This is a genomic window from Sphaerisporangium sp. NPDC051017 (assembly GCF_040683095.1).
Classification (GTDB): Bacteria; Actinomycetota; Actinomycetes; order Streptosporangiales; family Streptosporangiaceae; genus Sphaerisporangium.
Genome location: NZ_JBFBCI010000002.1, coordinates 23853 through 42429, shown reverse-complemented (window position 1 = coordinate 42429; position 18577 = coordinate 23853). Strand labels below are relative to the sequence as shown.

Here is an 18577-nt window from a genome sequence, read left to right as displayed (position 1 = left end):
GATGGAGTCGGCAGAGATCGCCCGCCGCTTCCTACGCTTCTTCGAGGAGCGCGGTCACACCGTCGTGCCCTCGGCCAGCCTTGTCGCGGAAGATCCCACACTGCTGCTGGTCAACGCGGGCATGGTGCCCTTCAAGCCCTACTTCCTCGGGCAGAAGAAACCCCCCTACCCCCGCGCGGCCAGCGCCCAGAAGGTCATGCGCACCCTCGACATCGACGAGGTCGGCAGGACCACCCGCCACGCCAGCTTCTTCCAAATGCTCGGCAACTTCTCCTTCGGCGACTACTTCAAGGAGCAGGCCCTCCCGTACGCGTGGGAGCTGCTGACCAAGCCCGAGTCCGAGGGCGGGTTCGGCTTCCCCGCCGACCGCCTGTGGGTCACGGTCTACCTCGACGACGACGAGGCGCAGTCGATCTGGCACGACGGGATCGGCGTTCCCGCCGAGCGCATCCAGCGCCGGGGCATGGCCGACAACTTCTGGTCCATGGGCGTTCCCGGGCCCTGCGGTCCCTGCTCGGAGATCTACTACGACCGCGGCCCCGAGTACGGGCGCGACGGCGGCCCCATCGCCGACGAGAACCGCTACCTCGAGGTGTGGAACAACGTCTTCATGCAGTTCGAGCGCGGCGCGGGCGGCGGCAAGGAGGGCTTCCCGATCCTCGGCGACCTGCCCGCCAAGAGCGTCGACACCGGCATGGGCCTGGAGCGCATGGCGGCGATCCTGCAGGGCGTCGACAACATCTACGAGATCGACACCACCTACAAGATCCTCGACCGGGCGGCCGAGCTCACCAAGTCCCGCTACGGCCGCAACGCCCGGGCCGACGTCTCGCTGCGCGTCGTCGCCGACCACCTGCGCGCCGGCGTCATGCTCGTGGGCGACGGCGTCCTGCCCTCCAACGAGGGCCGCGGGTACGTCCTGCGCCGCATGCTGCGCCGCGCGATCCGCAACCTGCGCCTGCTCGGCGCGGGCGAGGAACGCTACATGCACGAGCTCACCGCCACCACCATCGAGGTGATGGGCCAGCAGTACCCCGAGCTCAAGACCGACGCCGCGAACATCCACACGGTGATCGACGCCGAGGAGGGTTCCTTCCTCGGCACTCTGCGCACCGGCACCGCGATCTTCGACGCCGCCGTCGAGGAGACCAAGCGCAAGGGCGGCGCCATCCTCGTCGGCCCCCAGGCCTTCCAGCTCCACGACACCTACGGCTTCCCCATCGACCTGACGCTGGAGATGGCCGCCGAGCAGGGGCTGAAGGTCGACGAAGAGGGCTTCCGCCGGCTCATGCAGGAACAGCGCGACCGCGCCAAGGCCGACTCCGCCGCCAAGAAGACCGGCAACGCCGACGTCTCGGTGCTCGGCGAGATGCTCGACCGGGCCGGCCGGGTCGACTTCCTCGGCTACGACCACATCACCGCCGAGGCCACCGTCGTCGGCATCCTGGTCGACGGCGCCTCCGTCCCGGCGGCGGGCGCGGGTGCCACCGTCGAGGTCGTCCTCGACCGCACCCCCTTCTACGCCGAGGGCGGCGGCCAGCTCGCCGACCAGGGTGTCATCCGCACCGCGGGCGCCTCGGTCGAGGTCGGCGACGTGCAGTCGCCGTTCGCGGGCCTGGTCGTCCACCGCGGTAAGGTGCGCGACGGCGAGATCCGGGCCGGAGACCACGCCCACGCCGAGATCGACATCGAGCGCCGCCGCGCGATCTCCCGCAGCCACACCGCGACCCACCTGGTCCACCGCGGCTTCCGCAACGCCCTCGGCGAGACCGCGGCCCAGGCCGGCTCCGAGAACTCGCCCGGCCGCTTCCGCTTCGACTTCACCGCCGCCGGCGCCGTCCCGCCCAGCGTGCTGCGCGACGTCGAGGACGAGGTCAACGCCGTCCTCATCAACGACCTGAAGGTCCACGCCTACCACACCTCGCTCAGCGAGGCCCGGTCGATGGGCGCGCTGGCCCTGTTCGGCGAGAAGTACGGCGACGAGGTCCGCATCGTCGAGGTCGGCGAGTACTCCCGCGAGCTGTGCGGCGGCACCCACGTCGCCAGCTCCGGCCAGCTCGGCCTGATCAAGGTGCTCGGCGAGGCGTCGATCGGCGCGGGCGTGCGCCGGGTCGAGGCCCTGGTCGGCATCGACGCGTTCCGCTTCCTCGCCCGCGAGAGCGTCCTGGTGGCCCAGCTCAGCGAGCAGCTCAAGGCGCGCCGCGAAGAACTGCCCGAGCGCATCGAGGGCATCGTCACCCGCCTGCGCACCGCCGAGCGCGAGCTGGAGAAGGTCCGCTCGGCCCAGGTGCTCGCCGCCGCCGGCGAGCTCGCCGCCTCCGCCCGTGACATCAACGGGGTCGCCGTCGTGACGCACCGCGCGCCTGACGGAACCTCGCCCGATGACCTGCGTAAACTCGCTCTGGAAGTGCGCGGGCGTTTCCCCGGTGACCGCGCTGCGATGATCGTGGTCGCCGGTGTGCCCGCAGACCGGCCGGTCGTGGTCGCCGCTGTGAATGATGCGGGACGCACCCGGGGCCTTGCGGCCGGGCGACTGGTCGGCGTCGCCGCCAAGGCACTTGGGGGTGGCGGTGGCGGTAAAGATGACGTCGCGCAGGGCGGCGGAGCCCGTCCGGAGGCGATCGGCGAGGCACTCGACGCCGTCGAGCGCGCGATCCGGGAGACCCTGTCCTGACCCGGCTCCGTCCCCGCACCCGGCCCGGCCCGCATGCCCGGGCCCTCGCCACCGTCCGGGCCTCCGCGCGTCCACAGGTCTGTTCGCCGCCGGGCGGGGCGTCGTGAGGCGGGGGGTCCGGCTCGGCGTCGACGTCGGGTCCGTCCGCGTGGGCGTCGCTCGCAGCGACCCCTCGGGGCTGCTCGCGACGCCGGTGGAGACGGTCCGGCGCGGCAGGGGCGATCTCGACCGGCTCGCGGCCCTCGCCGCCGAGCACGAGGCGATCGAGGTCGTCGTCGGCCTGCCGACCTCGCTGTCCGGCCGCGAGAGCCATGCCGCCGAGGCCGCGCGCGCGTTCGCCGTGCGCCTGGCCGCGCGACTGGCCCCGACACCCGTGCGCCTGTACGACGAGCGGCTGACCACCGTCACCGCCCAGCAGGGGCTGCGCGCCAGCGGGGTCAAGGCCAAGAACCAGCGCGGCGTCGTCGACCAGGCGGCAGCCGTCGTGCTGCTGCAGGCCGCCCTGGACGCCGAGCGCGCGAGCGGCGCGCCGCCGGGCAGACCCGTCGAGCCACCGGGGCGGCGCCCCGGAGGAGAATCGAGCGCCGGGCCGGTCCAGTGACCCGCCCGCCCGGCCCGCCCGGCGAGCCCGAGCACCACGACCGTCCGTCCACGCCCTCCGGCGGGGAGCGGGAGGCCCGCGAGCGGCAGGGCCGGGTGGGGCCGGACAGCCCGGACGAGCCGCAAGGCCCCGGCACCCCCGAGGACGCCCGTCCGCGAGACCCGCACGAGGGTCCCGACGACCCCGCCGCGCCCGTGGACCGTTCCAGCGCTGCGGACGCGGGCCCCGGCGCCGGCGAAGAGGCGGCCGCCGAGAGCCCGGGAGATACGCTTCCGCGCGCGGCCGAGGAGACCGCCGACTCCGAGGGGCTCATCCGGTTCAGCGAGGATCGTGAGCCGGAGAGGGAGGAGGAGCGGCGGCGTCGCGGGCGGCGGGCGCTGCTGGCCCTGGTCGGGGGCGGCAGCGCGGTGCTGGTCGCCGCCGGACTGGCCGGCGCGTTCGCCCTGTTCAGGCCGCTGATCTCCCCGGGCGACTTCGACGGCCCCGGGACCGACCCCGTCGTCGTGGAGATCGCCCCCGGCGCGAGCGCCGGCGAGATCGCCGAGACGCTGGTCCGCGCGGAGGTCGTCGCGAGCGCCAGGGCGTTCGTGGGCGCGGTCGAGCGGCGCGGCGCGACGAACAACCTCAGGCCGGGACGTTACCGGATGCGCAAGCGCATGGCGTCCGCCCTGGCCCTGGACACGCTGCTGTCGCCGAAGGCGAGGATCCGCAGGCGCGTGACCGTCCCCGAGGGGCTGCGCGCGAACGAGACCGTCGCCCGCCTCGCCAAGGGGTCGGGCCTGCCCGCCGCCGAACTCGCCACGATCGTGGCCGCGCCTGCCCGGCTCGGCCTCCCGCCGTACGCCAACGGGGCGGCCGAGGGCTTCCTGTTCCCCGCCACCTACGAGATCGAGCCGACGACCCGGCCGCAGGACCTGCTGAGGGCCTCGGTGCGCAGGTTCAAGCGGGCCGCGACCCGCGTCGACCTGGAGGCGGGGGCGGCGCGGCAGCGTCTCACGCCGCGCGACGTGGTGGTGATCGCCAGCATCGTGCAGGCCGAGGGCGGTCATGAGGCCGACTATCCGAAGATCGCGAGAGTCATCTACAATCGGCTGGCCTCCCGAGCCAAGCTGGAGATGGACAGCACCGTGATGTACGGCCTGGGCAAGCACGGCATCGTGGCCTCACATGCCGAGATCAAGCGTGACACTCCGTACAACACCTACATGCATCCAGGGCTGCCTCCGGGGCCGATCTGCAACCCGGGCGAGGCGGCGCTACGTGCGGCGCTGAGCCCGGCGCAGGGTGATTGGTACTGGTTTGTCACGGTTGACCCAGCACGTAGAATCACGAGATTCACTAGCAAAGAGAGTGAGTTCGTGAAATTCCGAGAAGAGCTGCACAAACGTCTCGGGCAGCACTGATGCCCCGCGGGATGGCCCCCACCTCCCGTACGCGTCCGGTGGTCTTCGCCGTCGCGTCCCCGGGCGATGGAACGATGACTTGTCTTGTATGTCGTATCGATATGGGGCACACGCTTGACGGCGGGCAGGTCGTCCAGGGAGATTGGCGTGCGCACCTATGAGCGATCTCAACCTCGATAGTCTGCTGGGTGCCGGGGACGACGAGGGTCCCCGGCGCAGGTCTCGTGGTGGCTCCAGAGCCTCCCGCGCGCGCAGCAGGAGGCGCCAGCGCCGCCAACGCCGCAAGGGTTTCGCGGCGTTCTTCGTCGCAATGATCATCATCGTCGGCGTGCTCGGCGTCGGCGGGTACTACGGCTACACCTGGGTCCGTGACGTCGCCGTCGCCGACGACTTCACCGGACCCGGCAGCGGCGAGGTCGTGGTGGAGATCAAGGAGGGCCAGAGCGCCGGCGACGTGGCGCAGACCCTCGTCGACCGGGGCGTCGTCGCCAGTGAGCGGGCGTTCGTCAACGCCATCGACGCCGCGGGCAAGACGGCCTCCCTCCAGCCGGGCCAGTACAAGCTGCGCAAGGGCATGGCCGCCGCGAGCGCCGTCCCGCTCCTGGACCCCAAGCTCCGGATGCAGACCACCCTGACCATCAGGGAGGGCCTGCGCCTCTCGCAGATCCTGGAACAGCTCTCCACGGCCACGGGCAAGCCGGTGTCGGTCTTCCAGAAGGCCGCCAAGGACGCCAAGGCGCTCGAACTGCCGCCCTACGCCAAGGGCAGGCTCGAAGGCTTCGCCTTCCCCGCGACCTACGAGATCGCGCCCAAGGCCACCCCCGACGAGATCCTCGCGAGCATGGTGAGCCGCTTCAACGACGCCGCCAAGGACGCCGACCTGGTCGACTCCGCCAAGCGGGTGGGCCGCACGCCCCTGGAGATCATCACGATCGCCAGCATCGTGCAGGCCGAGTCCGGCAGCGTGCGCGACATGTCCAAGGTCGCGCGGGTCATCTACAACCGGCTGAACCGCGACCCGCAGATGAAGCTGCAGATGGACAGCACGGTCATGTACGGCCTCAACAAGTTCGGCATCGCCGCGACGCACGAGGAACTGAAGAGCAAGTCGCCGTACAACACCTACGCGCGCCTCGGCCTGCCCCCGGGCCCGATCGGCAACCCCGGCGACCACGCCATCCAGGCGGCGCTGAAGCCGGCCCCGGGTAACTGGCTGTTCTTCGTGACCACCGATCCCAAGCGGGGCATCACCAAGTTCACCGACTCGGAGTCGGAGTTCTTCAAGCTCGTCGAGGAGTTCAACAAGAACCACGGGGCGGGCTGATGGAACGCCGGGCCGCCGTCCTCGGCTCTCCCATCGCGCACTCCCTCTCGCCCGCCCTCCACCTCGGTGCGTACGCGGCGCTCGGCCTGAGCGGGTGGCGCTACGACGCGATCGAATGCGACGAGGCGGGCCTGCCGGGGCTGATGTCCGGCCTCGGCCCGGAATGGGCGGGCCTGTCGCTGACCATGCCGCTCAAGCGGGCGGTGCTGCCGCTGCTGGACACCGTGGCCGATCTCGCCGTCGAGGTCGGCGGGGTCAACACCGTGCTGTTCCGCGACGGCGCCCGGCACGGCGAGAACACCGACGTTCACGGCATCGTTCAGGCGCTCGCGGAATCGGGGGTGCGGGCGCCCAAGAGCGCGGCGATCCTCGGCGGCGGCGCCACGGCCGGAGCGGCGCTGGCGGCGCTGCGCGAGCTGCGCGTGTCCGAGGCGGCGCTCGTGGTGCGCGACCGCTCGCGGGCGCGCGAGACGCTGGAGGTGGCCGAGCGGCTGGGCACGAGCCTGGCCGTTCACACCTTCGGCGAGCTGGAAACGGTGCTGGACGCCGAACTCGTGATCTCGACGCTGCCGCCCGGCGCGGCCGACGCCCACGCCGAGGCCCTCGCGTCCGTCCCCGCCGTGTTCGACGTGGTCTACGCCCCCTGGCCGACGCCGCTGGCCCGCGCCGTGGACAAGGCCGGGGGCACGGTCGTCAGCGGGTTCTCGATGCTCCTGCACCAGGCCGTCCGCCAGGTCGAGCTCTACACGGGGCTGGGTCGAGGGGCGGTGCCCGTGGAGCCGGTACGCGCGGCCGGCCAGGCCGAGATCCTCAGACGAGCGGCTCGAACGGGTTGAGCACCCGCACCCAGGTCCGCTCGAAGTCCTTGACGTTGCGCGTCACCATCGTCCAGCCATTTGACCGCGCGGTGGCGGCCAACAGGCCGTCCACCAGCGGCAGTGGATCGGAGCTGTTCATCGCCCCCCAGTCCTCGGCGATGTTGGGGGTGACGGGGACGATGCGGTCGACGAACTCGTGCCGTAGCCGTGCGAGCCACGTCTCGTAGACGCCCGCCTGGGCGGGATCACGCTCGCGCAGGCGTTCGACCCCTTGGCGGATCTCACCAAGGACCATCACGCTGATATAGAGCGTAGGTCCGGGGACGATGTCGAGCCACTCTCCGACGTGGGAGTTGGGCTGCCGCTTGGTGACCTCGCAGGCCACATTGGTGTCTAGGAGGAATGCCATCGGCTCAGACCAGTTCTACAGGGAGGGTGGGCTCCTTCGACCGGTGGATCTCCAGCACACTGAGATCCGGCGCGGCTTGGAGGAACTTCTTGAAGTCGGGCGCGCCGTGCCTCATGCGCCGGTATTCGGCGATGTCGATGACGACGGCGACCTCCTCACCATGACGGGTGACCACCTGCGGTCCCTCTTCGTGGGCCCGCCTGAGCACCTCGCTCAGCTTCTGCTTCGCTTCCTGCAACTGCCACTGGGCCATGTGCGGCCTCCATCTGGTCCGTCCGGGTTGTTGTGTTCGATGTTATTAGAGCCATCACTTACCGTGTCCTGGAAATCACCAAACGTAATGACGACGGGGATGATTCTGTGAGCACGTGGTGTTGTGGTAATGTAACTGCTTGATCGGTCCGGCGTGACTGCTGGACGCGCAAGCGGAGGTCTTCCTCCCACCTGATCGACCGCGAGGCCGATGGGTCCAAGGATCACACCGGAGACTTCCGGGGAGCTCGCGGCCGAGTGGCCGATGGGTTCTGGTGGCCCCGCATGCGCGACGTGCGGGGCTTTTCGCATTCCGGAGAGGCTCCCCGGCACGGTCGAGCAATCAGCGGACAAATGCCAGGTACCTAGGAGGTCCCATCAGCACTGAGCCCCGCATCAACGAGCGTATTCGTGTGCCCGAGGTCCGTCTCGTGGGGCCGAACGGCGAGCAGGTCGGCATCGTCTCGATCGGCGACGCCCTGAAGCTGGCCCAGGAGGCCGATCTCGACCTCGTCGAGGTCGCGGCCACGGCTCGCCCGCCCGTGTGCAAGCTCATGGACTACGGCAAGTTCAAGTACGAGTCCGCCATGAAGGCACGCGAGGCGCGCCGCAACCAGGCGCACACGATCATCAAGGAGATCAAGCTCCGGCCGAAGATCGATCCGCACGACTACGAGACCAAGAAGGGTCACGTCGTCCGGTTCCTCAAAGCGGGGGACAAGGTCAAGGTCACCATCATGTTCCGCGGACGCGAGCAGTCGCGCCCCGAACTGGGCTTCCGGCTCCTGCAGAGGCTGGCGGAGGACGTCACCGAGCTCGGTTTCGTCGAGTCGCAGCCCAAGCAGGACGGCCGAAACATGATCATGGTGATCGGGCCGCACAAGAAGAAGGCCGAAGCCAAGGCGGAGCGGGCCGCGGCCCGATCCAAGGGCGACGAGTCCGGCGCCGCGGGCGAGAGCCTCGAGCAGGACATGGCGCAGGTGTCCGAGCCGCGCCAGTGACGCGACCCGCCTGACGATTCGGCGGGCGTGGGAAGACACCGAGACCGGGTCAGGTCCTCTCGGGAGGCGACTCCTCCCGGCTGAGGTAGCTTGACCCGGGACATCGGCACGGACGAACGACGAGGGAGATACGGCTGTCATGCCGAAGATGAAGACGCACAGCGGTGCGAAGAAGCGGTTCCGTCTCAGCGGGACAGGCAAGGTCATTCGCCGCCGTGCGAACCGTGCCCACTACAACGAGCACAAGCCGTCCACGCGGACGCGCCGTCTCGCGCCTGAGGTCGTCATGTCCGATGCCGACACCAAGAAGATCAAGAAGCTGCTCGGCAAGTAACCGAACCCCCGGGGAGATAGAACAATGGCACGCGTAAAGCGGGCGCTCAACGCCAAGAAGAAGCGCCGCGTCGTCCTCGAGCGGGCGAGTGGTTACCGGGGTCAGCGGTCGCGGCTGTACCGCAAGGCGAAGGAGCAGATGCTCCACTCGCTGACCTATGCCTACCGCGACCGCAAGGACAAGAAGGGCACCTTCCGGCGCCTGTGGATCCAGCGCATCAACGCGGCCGCGCGCGCGAACGGCATCACCTACAACCGGTTCATCCAGGGCCTGAAGGCCGCCGGCATCGAGGTGGACCGCAAGATCCTCGCCGACCTCGCCGTGAACGACGCCCAGGCCTTCGCGGCGCTGGCCGAGGCCGCCAGGAAGGCGCTGCCCGCGGACGTGAACGCGCCGGTCGCCGGCTGATCCTCCGCACGTACGAACGCACGTGAACGACTCGTTCTCTCCGGGAGCGGGTCGTTCGCCTTTCCCGGGGCCGCCGGCGTGACCGCGCCGCGCGCCCCCGCCGTCCAGGAGGGCACAATGGCGGGGTCCGAGCTGACCAACATCAAGTCGCCGCGGGTCAAGGCCGCCAAGCGCCTGACCAAGCGGGCCTTCCGGGACCGCGACCGCGCGTTCCTGGCCGAGGGCCCGCAGGCCGTCAGGGAGGCGCTGGCGCTGCCCGGCGTCACTGTCGAGCTGTTCACCACCGCGGAGGCCGGGGCCAGGCACGCCGACATCGTCGCCGCCGCCCGCGTGGCGGGCGTACCGGTGTATGGCGCCAGCGGCGAGGTCATGGCCGACCTCGCCCAGACGGTCACGCCGCAGGGCCTGCTGGCGGTGTGCCGGTTCGTCCACGTGCCCCTGGCCGAGGCGGTCACCGGCGGCGCGTCCCTGGTGGCGGTGCTGGCGCACGTGCGCGACCCCGGCAACGCCGGCACCGTTCTGCGGACGGCGGACGCGGCCGGCGCGGACGCCGTCGTCTTCACCGACGCCTCGGTGGACCCCTACAACGGCAAGTGCGTCCGCGCCAGCGCCGGCAGCCTGTTCCACCTGCCCGTGGTCACCTCCGCGCCCACGGCCGGGACGGTGAGCCACCTGAAGGAGGCGGGCCTGCGGGTCCTGGCCGCCGACGGCGCCGGCGACCGGACGCTGGACGATGTCGACCTCACCGGGCCCACCGCGTGGATCTTCGGCAACGAGGCGTGGGGCCTGCCCGAGGAGATCCTCGCCCTCGCCGACGAGGTCGTCCGCGTGCCCATCTACGGCCGCGCCGAGAGCCTCAACCTGGCGACGGCGGCCGCCGTCTGCCTGTACGCCTCGGCGCGCGCCCAGCGCTCCGCCCGGACGCCGTGACGCGCGCGGCCCGGGCGCGTCCGGACGCGCCCGGGACCCGGCCCCGGGGAGGTGTACGGCCAGTCCGATCGGGCATGGAGGCGTGGCTGATGCCCGGCGTAGGGCTGCCGTCGGGCACGGGAAACCCGCTATTGTCGGCCCTGTAGGGTCGAGGAGGCGATTGTGCGCGGCGGACCAACCCACCGGCGGACTGCCGATGCCGCATGCCTGATCGAGGTCGACGACCTCCCCGACGGCGTCGTCGTGGCCGACGAGCGCGGCCGGGTGATCGCCTTCAATCAGGCCGCCTGCCGGCTCACCGGCGCCGACCGCGAGGTCGTGGTCGGCAGCCACCTTCCCGACGTCCTGCCCTTTCGCGACAACGACGGCCGCGACTGGTGGAAGTGGCTCGACGCCTACGGCGGCCTGCGCATCCGCAGCCGCCAGCCCGAGTGTTCGCTCTACCTGCCCGGCGGTCACGAGCTGCTGGTGTCGGCGCGGTTCGTGCGCAACCCCGCGCGCGGCGGCGACGTCGTCCGCGTCGTGATCACACTGCGCGGCGCCGCGGCCCGGGCGCGCCTGGAGCGCAGCCGGGCCGACCTGGTCTCCACCGTCGCCCACGAGCTGCGCTCCCCGCTGACGAGCGTGAAGGGCTTCACCGCGACGCTGCTGGCCAAGTGGGGCCGTTTCACCGACGACCAGAAGCGCGTGATGCTGGAGACGGTCAACGCCGACGCAGACCGCGTCACGCGGCTGATCACCGAGCTGCTCGACGTCTCGCGCATCGAGTCGGGCCGCCTGCAGGTCCACCGCCAGGTCGTCGACGTTCCGGCCCGCGCCCGTAAGATCATCGAGGGCCGTGTGGCCGCGGGCGAGCCCGAGGACCGCTTCCGGCTGGGCGTGCTCGGCGATCTGCCCGAGATGTGGCTCGACCAGGACAAGATCGACCAGATCCTCGGCAACTTGCTGGAAAACGCGGTGCGTCACGGACGCGGTACGGTGACGATAGTGGTGGAGCCTGTCGAATGGGGAGTGGCCGTGTCCGTGCGTGACCAGGGTGAGGGTGTCGCACCCGAGCTGGCCTCGCGCGTCTTCCGCCAGTTCTGGCGGGGCAACGCCCGCCGTCGCGGTGGCACCGGCCTCGGCCTCTTCATCGTCAAGGGCCTCGTCGAGGCCCACGGCGGCACGATCACCGTGCAGCGGGCGCCCGGCGGCGGCGCGGAGTTCCGATTTACCATGCCCGCCGGCACTCCCGACTTCGCCTGAGGCGTCGCGGGGAGCGCCCGGTGGGCCTGACCACGCCGTGATTCACCGGCCGGCCACCGCCGCGCCCGGATGCCTACGAGGAGCGCGGGCGGGTTGTCCACAGCCGCCCGCCGCCCGGCAGGTCCGCCGCCCCGGACGGACTAGACTCGTGCCCGCTCAAGCCCTGGATACGGAGCTCACTCTTGTCGAACACCTATGACCCGGTCGAGGTGACGCCGTTGCACGCCGACGAGGTGGCGCGCATGGAGGCCGAAGCCATCGCCGCGATCGAAGCGGCGGCCGACCTCGACGAACTCAAGCAGGTGCGCCTCGCGCACTCCGGCGACCGGTCGCCGATCGCCCTGGCCAACCGCGAGATCGGCGCGCTGCCGCCCCAGGCCCGGGCCGAGGCGGGCAAGCGCGTCGGCGGAGCCCGCAAGACCATCGGCGAGGCCCTGGCCGCCCGGCAGGCGGTGCTGACGGCCGAGCGCGACGAACGCGTCCTGGTCGAGGAGACCGTCGACGTCACGCTGCCGTGGGACCGCGCGCCGAGGGGGGCCAGGCACCCGCTCACCACGCTCCAGGAGCGCATCGCCGACGGGTTCGTCGCGATGGGCTACGAGGTCGCCGAGGGGCCGGAGCTCGAGGGCGAGTGGTTCAACTTCGACGCCCTCAACATCGCGCCCGACCACCCGGCCCGCTCCGAGCACGACACGTTCTTCGTCGGCTCGGTCGACTCCGGCATGGTCCTGCGCACCCAGACCTCGCCGGTGCAGATCCGCGCGCTGCTGTCGCGCGAGCTGCCGGTCTACGTCGTCTCGCCGGGCAAGGTCTTCCGCACCGACGAGCTCGACGCCACGCACACGCCGGTGTTCCACCAGGTCGAGGGCCTGGCCGTCGACGAGGGCCTGACGATGGCCCATCTGAAGGGCACGCTCGACCGGTTCGCCGAGGTCATGTTCGGCAAGGGCATCGACACGCGGTTCCGGCCGAACTACTTCCCGTTCACCGAGCCGTCGGCCGAGATGGACCTGCGCTGCTTCGTCTGCCGCGGCGCCTCGGCCGTCCCGGGCAACCCGGCGTGCCGCACCTGCAAGTCCGAGGGCTGGATCGAATGGGGCGGCTGCGGCATGGTCAACCCGCGCGTGCTGGTCGCCTGCGGCGTCGACCCCGAGCGCTACAGCGGTTTCGCCTTCGGAATGGGCGTCGAGAGGACGTTGATGTTCCGGAACAACGCCGAGGACATGCGAGACATGGTCGAGGGAGACGTGCGCTTCACGCTCCCCTTCGGTATGGAGGCCTGATGAGGTTCCCGCTTTCCTGGCTGCGGGAGTACGTCGACCTGCCCGCCGTCACCGCCCACGAGGTCGCCGACAAGCTCACCGCCGCGGGCCTGAAGCTGGAGTCGATCGAGTCGGTCGGCTACGACATCAAGAACGTCGTGGTGGGCGAGGTCCTGTCCATCGAGGAGCTCACCGGCTTCAAGAAGCCGATCCGCTACTGCTCGGTGGAGGTCGGCGAGGCCGCGCCGCGCTGGGTGATCTGCGGCGCCACCAACTTCGCGGTCGGCGACCGGGTCGCGGTGGCGCTGCCCGGCGCCGTGCTGCCGGGCGGGTTCGAGGTCGGGTCCCGCAAGACCTACGGCCATGTGTCCGACGGCATGATCTGCTCGGCCCGCGAGCTGGGCGTCGGCGACGACCACGACGGCATCCTGATCCTGCCCGCGGGCACCCACCTCGGCGCCGACGTCGTCGAGCTGCTCGGCCTGCGCGACGACGTCATCGAGCTGGAGGTCACCCCCGACCGCGGGTACGCCCTGTCGATCCGGGGCGTGGCCCGCGAGGCCGCCGCCGCGTTCGGCGTGCCCTGGCGCGACCCGGCCGACGTCGAGCCGCCCGCCTTCACCGAGGAGGCCCACCCGGCCTCGATCGCCGACCCCTCGGCGTGTGACCGTTTCGTGCTGCGCGCGGTCTCCGGGTTCGACCCCTCCGCCGAGACGCCGATGTGGATGCAGGTGCGCCTGGTACGCGCGGGCATGCGTCCCGTCTCGCTGGCCGTCGACGTCACCAACTACGTCATGCTGGAGCTCGGCCAGCCGCTGCACGCCTTCGACCGCTCCCGCCTGACCGGCCCGATCGCGGTGCGCAGGGCCGAGCCGGGCGAGAGGCTGGAGACGCTCGACCACGTCGTGCGCGAGCTCCACCCCGAGGACATCCTGATCACCGACGAGTCCGGGGCGATCTCGATGGCCGGCACGATGGGCGGCCTGGAGACCGAGATCTCCGGCGAGTCGAGCGACCTGGTGATCGAGGCGGCCCACTTCTCGGCCAGCGGCATCGCGCGCATGTCCCGGCGCCACAACCTGATCAGCGAGGCGTCGCGCCGCTTCGAGCGCGGCGTCGACCGCGAGCTGCCGCTGTACGCCTCGTGGCGCGCGGTGCAGTTGCTGGTCGCGTTCGGCGGGGGCACGGCCGGCGCCGGGGTCACCGACGTCTCGATCGACGTCGAGCCCCCGACGATCACCATCCCGGCCGACCACCCGGACCGCGTCGCGGGCGTGACCTACGGCCGCGAGACCGTGGTGCGCCGCCTGGAGCAGGTCGGCTGCACGGTCACCGGCACACCCGACGCCGGCGGGCAGGAGGGCGCGGAGGGCGCCTCGTACCCCGCCGACGTGCTGGACGGGCCGAGCGCGGCCGCCGGGCTGCTCACGGTGACACCGCCGTCGTGGCGCCCGGACCTGACCGACCCCAACGACCTCGCCGAGGAGGTCATCCGGCTGGAGGGGTACGAGAAGCTGCCCTCGGTGCTGCCCGCCGCGCCCGCCGGGGCCGGGCTGACCGAGGCGCAGCGCCTGCGCCGCCGCGTGGGCCGCGCGCTCGCCGCGGCGGGGTACGTCGAGACGCTCGCCTACCCGTTCGTGGGCGCGCGCGACCTGGACGACCTGCAGCTTCCGGCCGACGACGCGCGGCGCCGGGCGATGCGCCTGGCCAACCCGCTCAGCGAGGACGAGCCGCTGATGCGCACCACGCTGCTGCCGGGGCTGCTCAAGACCCTGGTCCGCAACGTCGGCCGTGGCTTCGGCGACGTCGCGCTGTTCGAGACCGGCCTGGTGTACCGCCCCGAGCCCGGCGCTCCCGGCAAGGCGCCGGTGCTGGGAGTCGACCGCAAGCCCACGGAGGAGGAGGTGGCCACGATCACCGCGGCCCTTCCCCGGCAGCCGCTGCGGCTCGCCGTCGTGCTGGCCGGCGAGCGCGACCGGTCCGGCTGGTGGGGGCAGGGCCGCCCGGCCACCTGGGCCGACGCCATCGAGGCGGCCCGCACGGTGGCCCGCGAGGCCGGCGTCGAGCTGTCGATCAGCGCCGACCGCCACGCGCCCTGGCACCCCGGCCGGTGCGCCGCCCTCCACCTCGGCGAGACGCTGGTCGGCCACGCCGGCGAGCTGCACCCGCGCGTGGCCGAGGCCTTCGGCCTGCCGCCGCGCACCTGCGCCATGGAGCTGGAGCTCAGCGTCCTGGAGGACGCGCTGCCCGGTCCTGCCCAGGCCAGGCCGGTGTCGGCCTACCCGGTCGCCACGCAGGACGTCGCGCTCGTCGTCCCGGCGGACGTCCGGGTCGCCGACGTCGAGGCGGCGCTGAAGCAGGGGGCGGGCGAGCTGCTGGAGTCGATCCGGCTGTTCGACGTCTACACCGGCGCGCAGGCCGGCGAGGGCAACAAGTCCCTCGCCTACACCCTGCGCTTCCGCGCCCCCGACCGCACTCTCACCGTCGAGGAGACCACCGCGGCCCGCGACGCCGCCGTGGCCCTGGCCGCCGAGCGCACCGGGGCCCAGCTCCGCGGCGCCTGACGGCCCGCCGCCGAGGGGTGGCGCGGGGAGCGATCGTGTTCCCGCGCCACCCCTCGGTCGTCTCAGCGTGAGTAGACCTCCAGCTCGTACAGCGAGTACCCGTACGTCGTGCCGCGCGTGACGCCCTTCATGCGGACGTAGCGGGCCGTGGCCGGGGAGAAGGTGACGTTGTCCACGCCGCCGTCGCCGGTGGTCGTGGAGGCGACGGTGGTCCAGGTCGAGCCGTCCGCCGAGGTCTGGATCGCGTACGCCGCCGCGTAGGCGGCCTCCCACCGCAGCACGACCCGGGACACCGTCTTGGCGGACCCGAGGTCGACCTGCAGGTACTGGTCGTCGCTGGAGGCGCTCGCCCAGCGGGTCGTCGGATCGCCGTCCACGGCGTTGCCGGCCGGGTAGTAGGGGATGATCTGCGTGCTGGACGCCTTGGCGCTGACCCCGGCCGCCAGGTTGGCGATCGGGTCGCCCCGGTGGGCGGGGAACGAGACGACCTGCTGGTAGGTCGGCCGGTTCTGCCAGGAGATCAGCGACTGCTTGATCCCGCCGAGCGGTGAGTGCCGGACGGCGTCCGCGCACCACTGGTCGCCCGCCGCGCACGCGTCGTCGGCCGGGTAGGTCGTGGTGGCGGGTTCGGTGAGCGCCGCCGACAGGCTGTTCAGCAGGACGGTGCGGCAGCCCGCGACCGTCCCGCCGCCGCAGTACTTCTGGGGCAGCGGACCGGCCACCGGGTCGCCGAGCACGGACCTGACGTCCTTGCTGACGTAGCCCCACCAGCCGTACTGGAACGCCGACCCCTTGTGTGCCTGCGCCTCGTTCGCCGAGGTCGGGAAGCTTGAGACGTCGCCCTGCTGGTGCCCGGACGGCGACTCGTTGATCTGCAGCGCGTTGACCAGCGACTGGTACAGCCCGTCGCCGAGGCCGGGCTTGAACTCGGCCTGGACGAGTCTGGGCCACCATGCGTCGAAGGCGCGGATGGCGTCGGCGTGCGCGTAGATCTTGCTCCCGGGGTTGCCGGGTGTGGTCTCCAGCCGCCTGGCCCCGGCCGAGGCCCACGCCGACAGCTTGGACACCGTGGAGGACAGCGCCGGGTCGGTGACGGGGGAGCTGTTGAGGACGCGCAGCAGGTGGGGGAGGACCTCCTTGCCGCGCAGGTCGGTCCCGGCGGCGTCTGCCATGATCTTCACGGTGCCGGCCCGGTCGAGCTTGCCGGCCCCGGCGAGCGCGGCCTTGACCGGGACGTCCAGCAGGTCCACCCGGTGGACGGTGCCGAAGCTGAAGTTGCCGTCGGCCGCGCCGTAGTCCTTGGCCTGCTTGTTGTTCCAGCTCACCAGGTAGTCCTGGTTCGCCGTCTGCGGATGCGTGCCGGGCGCGTCGTAGGTCGCGGTGTTGGTGGCCGGGTCGTACCCCGCCCACTCGTGCGCGGCGTCCGCGGTCATCGGCAGGTTCGGGTCGGAGACCGCCGAGCGGACCGGGGTGTTGCCGGACATGAAGTACGCCGCGTCGGAGGAGTTGACGAAGAACCAGTTGAACGCGAAGCCGATCTTCGACGCCGAGTTGGTGAAGGCCGCGGCGTCGCCCATCTGGGCGGGCTCATTGAACATCTGGAACCCGACCGCCGAGTCGGCCTCGTGCTGGTACGTCGAGCGCAGCGCGGCGAAGGCGGTGGGCCTGCCGCCGACGGTGCCGCGCCAGGTCACCAGGCCGTACTTGGTCCGCTTGATCACCAGGTCGTAGGAGCCCGCGGCGGTGGAGTCGGCGGTGTTGGGCTTCCACGCGTTGGTCTTCTTCAGCGTCTCCATGGCCGTGCAGGCGCCGCGGTACATGTAGTGGTCGGACGACGTGGTCGCCGGGCCGCCGCCGGGGTCGCAGAGCTCCAGGGCGTAGGTGTCGGTGATGTCCTGGCCGCTGGAGGTCGCGCTCCAGGCGTAGTCGGTGCCGCGGCCGAGCAGCACGTACAGGTTGAGCCCGGCGAACGCGGCACCGCGCGCCTTGATGCCGGGCCCGGTCAGCTCTTCGAGCATGAGGAGCTGCGGGGCGAAGTAGCCGGTCTGCGGGCCGAACACCGCGATGGGATGCCCGGTGGCGGACTCGGCGGCCGACACGACCACGGCGTTGGACATGCCGGGGTGGGAGTTGTCGACGGTCAGCCCGTCCAGAACGCCCTTGGCGCGGGCGGCGGCCGGGACCGGCGCCGTGGCGGAGCCCGACTCGTTCTCGGTGATGTCGACGGGCGCGGTGGTGGCGGCGTCCGGCAGCACGACGCCGGTGGCGCCGGACGGCGCGTCGCCCGAGGGGAAGCTCTGGCCGTCGTGCAGGGTCAGTGTCGCCTCGGGGTCGTTCTGCGAGCGGAAGGCCGCCCACGCCTGGTCGCCGGCCGTGGTCCCGTACCGGGCGCGCGCGGCGACGCGGGCCAGCGCGGACTGCATCTCCGCTCCGCCGCCCCCGCCGAACAGCCCGCCGATCACCCCGGAGACCGCGACGAGGTCGGTCATGGTGAAGTCTTTGGGGCCGCCCGCGTTGGTGATCGCGTCCAGGTGGCCGGTCAGCACGTACTCGCCGGGGCAGTTGCGGTCGGCCATGCAGCGGTCGATGTAGGCGTTGATCCCGGCGATGTAGCTCTGGACGTCGGCGTAGAGCTGGGCGCCGCGCGGGCCGGAGTCCCTGAGCCGGGTGATCTGCCCCTGGAGGTCGGCCTCGGTGTAGGGCGAGTTGCGCCAGACGCTCTGTTCCAGCGCGCGGTTGCCCGGCGCGCCGCCCGCGAAGGGGGTCAGCTCGCCCCGGCCGACGTGCCGCATCAGGTCCATGAGCCACAGCCGGTCCTGCGCGCCCGCGTACCCGGCGCCGAACATCGTCCCCTCGCGGGTGGTGCCGGTGATGTGCGGGACGCCGGTCGCCTTGTCCCGGACGATGGTCACGTCGGAGCGCGGGCTGACCGTGCTCTCCACCTGCCCGGCGGGCACGCCGAAGGAGGAGTCGTTGAAGAACCTGGCGATCTGGTCGTCGGTCAGCCCGGTGTACCCGCCGATCAGGCCGGCGTACTTGCCGAGCTGGTCGCCGCTGTGGCGCGGCATGGTGCCGAACGCCTGGTTGGCGAGGATCTCGACCAGCGTCGCGTTGCCGTTCTCACCGGGTGGCAGGACGTCCGCGCATTGGCCGAGGCAGTAGTCGTCGGCGGTGTAGACGGCCGCCGACGCGGGCACGACGGGGGATGCCAGCGCGATGATCGCCAGCGCCGAGACCGCCGTGATCGTCCGCCGGAGACGAGCGTGCATGTGAGGACCCCCAAAACATGAGGCGTGCTCGAATTTAGGGAACTTGGGAGGAACATACGCTCGCCCCCACATCGGATCAATGG

The 18577-nt window shown here is 71.7% G+C and carries 15 protein-coding genes; 12 read left to right on the top strand and 3 right to left on the bottom strand.

From position 1 onward, the window contains the following. The first annotated feature begins 1 nt into the window (after position 1). The 5 genes from alaS (at position 2) to AB0M95_RS02795 (ending at position 6838) form a co-directional block, all read left to right on the top strand. On the top strand, positions 2-2674 hold the full coding sequence (gene alaS, locus AB0M95_RS02815; protein WP_363758514.1) for an alanine--tRNA ligase: 2673 nt from the start codon (positions 2-4) through the stop codon (positions 2672-2674). Positions 2675-2777: 103 nt separating this feature from the next. Next, positions 2778-3275, top strand: a complete 498-nt coding sequence (gene ruvX / locus AB0M95_RS02810; protein ID WP_363758510.1) for a Holliday junction resolvase RuvX — start codon at positions 2778-2780, stop codon at positions 3273-3275. Next, positions 3272-4678, top strand: coding sequence for an endolytic transglycosylase MltG (gene mltG, locus AB0M95_RS02805; protein WP_363758507.1), 1407 nt, complete (start codon positions 3272-3274; stop codon positions 4676-4678). Before ruvX ends, mltG (AB0M95_RS02805) begins: the two co-directional genes overlap by 4 nt. A 157-nt stretch (positions 4679-4835) precedes the next feature. After that, a complete protein-coding gene (gene mltG, locus AB0M95_RS02800) occupies positions 4836-6002 on the top strand; it encodes an endolytic transglycosylase MltG (RefSeq protein ID WP_363758504.1) in 1167 nt (388 codons plus the stop codon). Further along, entirely contained in the window at positions 6002-6838 is an 837-nt protein-coding gene (locus tag AB0M95_RS02795) for a shikimate dehydrogenase (protein ID WP_363758501.1), read from the top strand. The genes mltG (AB0M95_RS02800) and AB0M95_RS02795 overlap by 1 nt, the downstream gene beginning before the upstream one ends. Here the strand turns inward: AB0M95_RS02795 and AB0M95_RS02790 are convergent. Further along, on the bottom strand, positions 6813-7229 hold the full coding sequence (locus tag AB0M95_RS02790) for a type II toxin-antitoxin system VapC family toxin (protein ID WP_363758498.1): 417 nt from the start codon (positions 7227-7229) through the stop codon (positions 6813-6815). The two genes, AB0M95_RS02795 and AB0M95_RS02790, sit on opposite strands and share 26 nt — an antisense overlap. A 4-nt stretch (positions 7230-7233) precedes the next feature. Continuing rightward, on the bottom strand, positions 7234-7482 hold the full coding sequence (locus tag AB0M95_RS02785; protein WP_363758495.1) for a type II toxin-antitoxin system Phd/YefM family antitoxin: 249 nt from the start codon (positions 7480-7482) through the stop codon (positions 7234-7236). A gap of 376 nt (positions 7483-7858) precedes the next feature. Here AB0M95_RS02785 and infC point away from each other — a divergent pair, with 376 nt between their 5' ends. The 7 genes from infC to AB0M95_RS02750 all read left to right on the top strand — a co-directional run bounded on the left by infC (position 7859) and on the right by AB0M95_RS02750 (position 15225). Then, positions 7859-8482: a translation initiation factor IF-3 gene (infC, locus tag AB0M95_RS02780; protein ID WP_363759126.1), complete on the top strand. Its 624-nt coding sequence runs from the start codon at positions 7859-7861 to the stop codon at positions 8480-8482. Positions 8483-8621: 139 nt separating this feature from the next. Next, the gene (rpmI, locus tag AB0M95_RS02775) at positions 8622-8816 is read left to right on the top strand and encodes a 50S ribosomal protein L35 (protein WP_114032205.1); all 195 of its coding nucleotides are present in this window, start codon (positions 8622-8624) and stop codon (positions 8814-8816) included. A 24-nt stretch (positions 8817-8840) separates the two neighbouring features. Further along, on the top strand, positions 8841-9224 hold the full coding sequence (gene rplT / locus AB0M95_RS02770) for a 50S ribosomal protein L20 (protein WP_358522546.1): 384 nt from the start codon (positions 8841-8843) through the stop codon (positions 9222-9224). 117 nt (positions 9225-9341) lie between these two features. Beyond that, complete coding sequence (locus tag AB0M95_RS02765; RefSeq protein WP_363758491.1) at positions 9342-10154, top strand: RNA methyltransferase; 813 nt, start codon at positions 9342-9344, stop codon at positions 10152-10154. A 162-nt stretch (positions 10155-10316) separates the two neighbouring features. Further along, positions 10317-11399: an ATP-binding protein gene (locus AB0M95_RS02760; protein WP_363758488.1), complete on the top strand. Its 1083-nt coding sequence runs from the start codon at positions 10317-10319 to the stop codon at positions 11397-11399. A 242-nt stretch (positions 11400-11641) separates the two neighbouring features. Next, on the top strand, positions 11642-12682 hold the full coding sequence (gene pheS, locus AB0M95_RS02755) for a phenylalanine--tRNA ligase subunit alpha (RefSeq protein WP_363759123.1): 1041 nt from the start codon (positions 11642-11644) through the stop codon (positions 12680-12682). Further along, a complete protein-coding gene (locus AB0M95_RS02750) occupies positions 12682-15225 on the top strand; it encodes a phenylalanine--tRNA ligase subunit beta (RefSeq protein ID WP_363758485.1) in 2544 nt (847 codons plus the stop codon). The genes pheS and AB0M95_RS02750 overlap by 1 nt, the downstream gene beginning before the upstream one ends. A 62-nt stretch (positions 15226-15287) precedes the next feature. On the opposite strand, the gene AB0M95_RS02745 is transcribed toward AB0M95_RS02750, so the two are convergent. Further along, positions 15288-18494, bottom strand: a complete 3207-nt coding sequence (locus AB0M95_RS02745) for a penicillin acylase family protein (RefSeq protein ID WP_363758482.1) — start codon at positions 18492-18494, stop codon at positions 15288-15290. Between the last annotated feature and the right edge of the window lie 83 nt (positions 18495-18577).